This is a genomic window from Micromonospora sp. D75 (genome assembly GCF_018070405.1).
GTDB classification, from domain to species: Bacteria; Actinomycetota; Actinomycetes; order Mycobacteriales; family Micromonosporaceae; genus Micromonospora; species Micromonospora chalcea.
On sequence record NZ_JAGPXV010000630.1, the window covers coordinates 1 to 3,457 of the forward strand.

General features: G+C 78.0%; 3 protein-coding genes. All 3 read right to left on the reverse strand.

Going from position 1 to position 3,457, the window contains the following annotated elements:
• On the reverse strand, window positions 1–1,343 hold a 1,343-nt coding region (locus KBX39_RS26770; protein WP_312247495.1), incomplete at its 3' end, for a histidine kinase.
• Window positions 1,344–1,389: 46 nt separating this feature from the next.
• On the reverse strand, window positions 1,390–2,121 hold the full coding sequence (gene bioD / locus KBX39_RS26775; protein ID WP_174537886.1) for a dethiobiotin synthase: 732 nt from the start codon (window positions 2,119–2,121) through the stop codon (window positions 1,390–1,392).
• Entirely contained in the window at window positions 2,118–3,254 is a 1,137-nt protein-coding gene (locus KBX39_RS26780; RefSeq protein WP_210873116.1) for an 8-amino-7-oxononanoate synthase, read from the reverse strand. The genes bioD and KBX39_RS26780 overlap by 4 nt, the downstream gene beginning before the upstream one ends.
• Between the last annotated feature and the right edge of the window lie 203 nt (window positions 3,255–3,457).

The window sequence follows — 3,457 nt, forward strand, 5'->3', positions numbered from 1 at the left end:
GGGTAATAGACCAGCGCCAGCACCAGGGCGAGCCCGGCGGGCGCGCCGATCGCGACGAGCAGGCTGCGCCGCACCCGCCGCCGGGCCTCCCGCAGCCGCCGGGCCGCGTCCCCCGGTTCACCCCGCCGGGATGCGCCGGCACCGGCGAACGGGTCGGCGTCCGCGACGCCGTCAGCCCCGGCGTCGGCGCGGCCGGGCTGGACACGCGCCCCGTCGAGCAGGCCGGTGGCGGGCAGCCCGGCGTCCGCCCCGACCAGCGGGACGCGTGCGGTGACCGCCCAGCCGCCGTCGCGGGGACCGGCGTCCAGGGTGCCGCCGGTGAGGCGTACCCGCTCGCGCAGCGCCAGCAACCCGGAGCCGTGCGACGGCGGCCCGGGCAGCGGACCGGCAGGTGGTGGCGCGTTCACCACCGCGACAGTCACCGCGTCGGCCGTACGGGCCACGTCGACGGTGACCGGGGCGCCAGGGGCGTAGCGGGCGGCGTTGGTGAGCGCCTCCCGGACCACCCGCTGCGCCGCGTGCGCCGCCAGCGGCGGCAGGTCCGCGTCGTCGGCGCGCAGGTCGACTGTCATCCCGGCGCCGCGCGCGCCGTCGACCACGTCGGTGACCGTCTCCCCCGGCGGCCGCAGCGTGTGTTCCTCGCGCAGCACGCCGATCACGTCGTGCAGCCGTTCGGTGGCGGCGGCGACGCTGGCGCGCAGCTCGCCGGCCGCCGCCCGGTGCGCCGGGGACAGGTCCGGCGCCAGTTCCAGCGCGCCCGCCCGCAGCGCGATGAGGCTCAGGTCGTGACCGAGCGAGTCGTGCATGTCCTGGGCGATGCGGGCCCGCTCCCGCAGGCGTACCCGCTCGACCTCGGCCCGGCGCTCGGCCTGCGTGTGGCGCAGCCCGGCGTCGGCGAGCGCGCGGTGCTGCCGCCGCAGCCGGCCCAGCAGCCAGGGGAACACACCGGCGAACAGCAGCACCGAGGAGAGCAGGAACCAGGTGGAGGGCTCGGTGCCGAGCAGCCCGAGGTTGAGCACGGAACCGGTGACCGCGATGGCGGCGAAGACGGCGGCGGCCGGTGCGGCCCGGTCGCTGCGTCGCCCGGCCAGGTAGCCGAAGACCGGGATGGCGAACACCACGTTGCCGTCGACGAGCGAGCCGGCCACCACCGCGAGCACCGCGACCAGCGGCCAGCGGCGGCCGATCCACACCGCCGTGCCGAGCAGCGCCAGCGCGGCGGCCAGCGGCGGCAGTTCGTCCGCGTGCCACGGCGGGGTGAGGCGGCCGTACGCCACGGGCGCCGCGAGCACGGCCCAGAGCAGCAGGTCACCGGCCCGGCGTTGTCGTTCGCGGGGTTCCACGGCGGTCACGCTACCCACGCCCGGCCGGTCCGGGCACCGACGAAAGTCAGGTCTCCTCGGCCCAGGCCCGCCAGTCGTCGAGCACGCCGTACAGGGCCGGCGTGAGCCAGCCCGGCGCGGACCGGCGGAACACGCCCGGGTCCATCCCGCCCGCCCCGGCGGGCACCGCGCCGAGCAGGTTCGGCACCAGCTCGGACAGGTTGAGCCAGTGCACCAGCTCCGGGTCGGCCGGCCAGGCGCCGATCACCACGCCGGCCGGTACGGCCCGCCGCTCCAGCGCCTCCAGCGTCAGCGCGGTGTGGTTGAGCGTGCCGAGCCCGGCCCGTGCCACGACCACCGCGGGCGCGCCGAGCGACACCGCCAGGTCGGCCACCGTCCACGGCTCGCCGGACGGGCGCAGCCCCATCGGTACGAGCAGCCCGCCCGCGCCCTCGATCAGCACCAGGTCGTGCTTGTCGGCCTCCTCGCGGATCGCGTCGACCGCGTTGTACAGCTCCAGCGGCGGCAGGTCCGCCACCCGGGCCGCGGCCAGCGGCGCGAGCGGATCGGGGTAGCTGGCGAGCGTCCGGCCGGTGAGCGGGGCGGCCAGCCGGGTCACCGAGTCGACGTCGCCGGGCTCGCCGGTGGCCGTACCGGTCTGGCCGGGCTTGACCACGGCGACCCGCAGCCCGGCGGCCTGCGCGGCGGCGGCGACGGCGGCGGTCACCACGGTCTTGCCGATCTCGGTGTCGGTGCCGGTCACCAGCACCGGCCCGGTCCAGGCGTCGCCGAGGCTCATGGCGCACACTCCACGATCACGTCCAGGGCGCGGTCGAAGCCGGCCCGGTCCACCCCGGCGCTGACGGTGAGCCGCAGCCGGGAACGGCTGTCCGGTGTGGACGGCGGACGGAAGCAGCCGACCGCCACACCCTGTTCGCGGCAGGCGGCGGCCCAGGCGGTCGCCTCCTGCGGGCCGGGCGCGGTCACCGAGATCACCGCGCCGTCCGGGGCGGACACGGACAGTCCGGCCGCGCCGAGGCGGCGCACCGCCGTCGCGACCCGGTCGGCCAGCTCGGCGCGCAGCGCGTCGCCGTCGCGGGCCAGGCGCACCGCGGCGCGTACCCCGGCCACCACGGCGGGCGGCGGCGCGGTGTCGAAGATGAACGTGCGGCCGGTCTCCACCAGGTGGCGGACGAACTCGGCCGGCCCGGCGACCACGCCACCGGCCCCGCCGAGCGCCTTGGACAGCGTCGCGGTGACCACCACGTCCGGCGCGCCGGCCAGCCCGGCGGCGGCCACCCCGCCGGCCCCGGCCGGGCCGGTGACGCCGAGCGCGTGCGCGTCGTCGACGAGCAGCAGCGCGCCGTGGCGGCGGGCCACCTCGTGCAGCTCCGCGAGCGGGGCCAGGTCGCCGTCGACGGAGAAGACCGACTCGGTCACCACCACGGCCGGGCGGCCCGGCGCGGCGGCCAGCGCCGCGGCCACCGCTGCCACGTCCGCGTGCGGCGTCACCAGCGTCTCGGCGCCGGAGATCCGGCAGCCGTCGATCAGCGAGGCGTGGTTGTGGGCGTCGGAGACGAGCAGCGTACGCGGCTGCGTCAGTCCCCGGACGGCGGCGAGGTTGGCCAGGTAGCCGGAGGAGAACACCAGCGCCCGGTCGACGCCGAGCCAGTCGGCCAGGTCGTCCTCGAGCGCGTGGTGGGCGTCGGTGGAGCCGCGCACCAGGCGTGACCCGGTGGCGCCCAGCCCGTACGCGGACAAGGCCTCTGCTGCGGCGGCGGTGACCTCCGGGTGGGTGGCCAGGCCGAGGTAGTCGTTGCCGGCCAGGTCGACCACCGCGTCGTCGGCGGCCCGGGGACGCAGCGTACGGGTCAGTCCCGCCCGGGCCCGCAGCTCGGCGCGGCGGTCCAGGGCCGCCAGCCAGTCCGCCACCGTGCCGTCCCCTCCCGCCGACCACCGCCCTGCCGGGCGCTTCCGCGGGGCGAAGTTACCACCCGTCCGGAGGGCTCCGGCGTGGCGCGGTCCCGGCTCGCCGGGGCTGCTGGCGGCGGTTTCCCGGCCCCTCGGTGGCCTGTTAGGTTACGAGCCATGCCAGAGATCCTCGACCAGGCCCGGGAGCGGGTGCTGGGCAACGG

Coding starts and splice junctions, on each gene's coding strand:
- bioD (WP_174537886.1), bottom strand. CDS start 2,121: ATGAGCCTCGGCGACGCCTGGACCGGGCCGGTGCTGGTGACCGGCACC.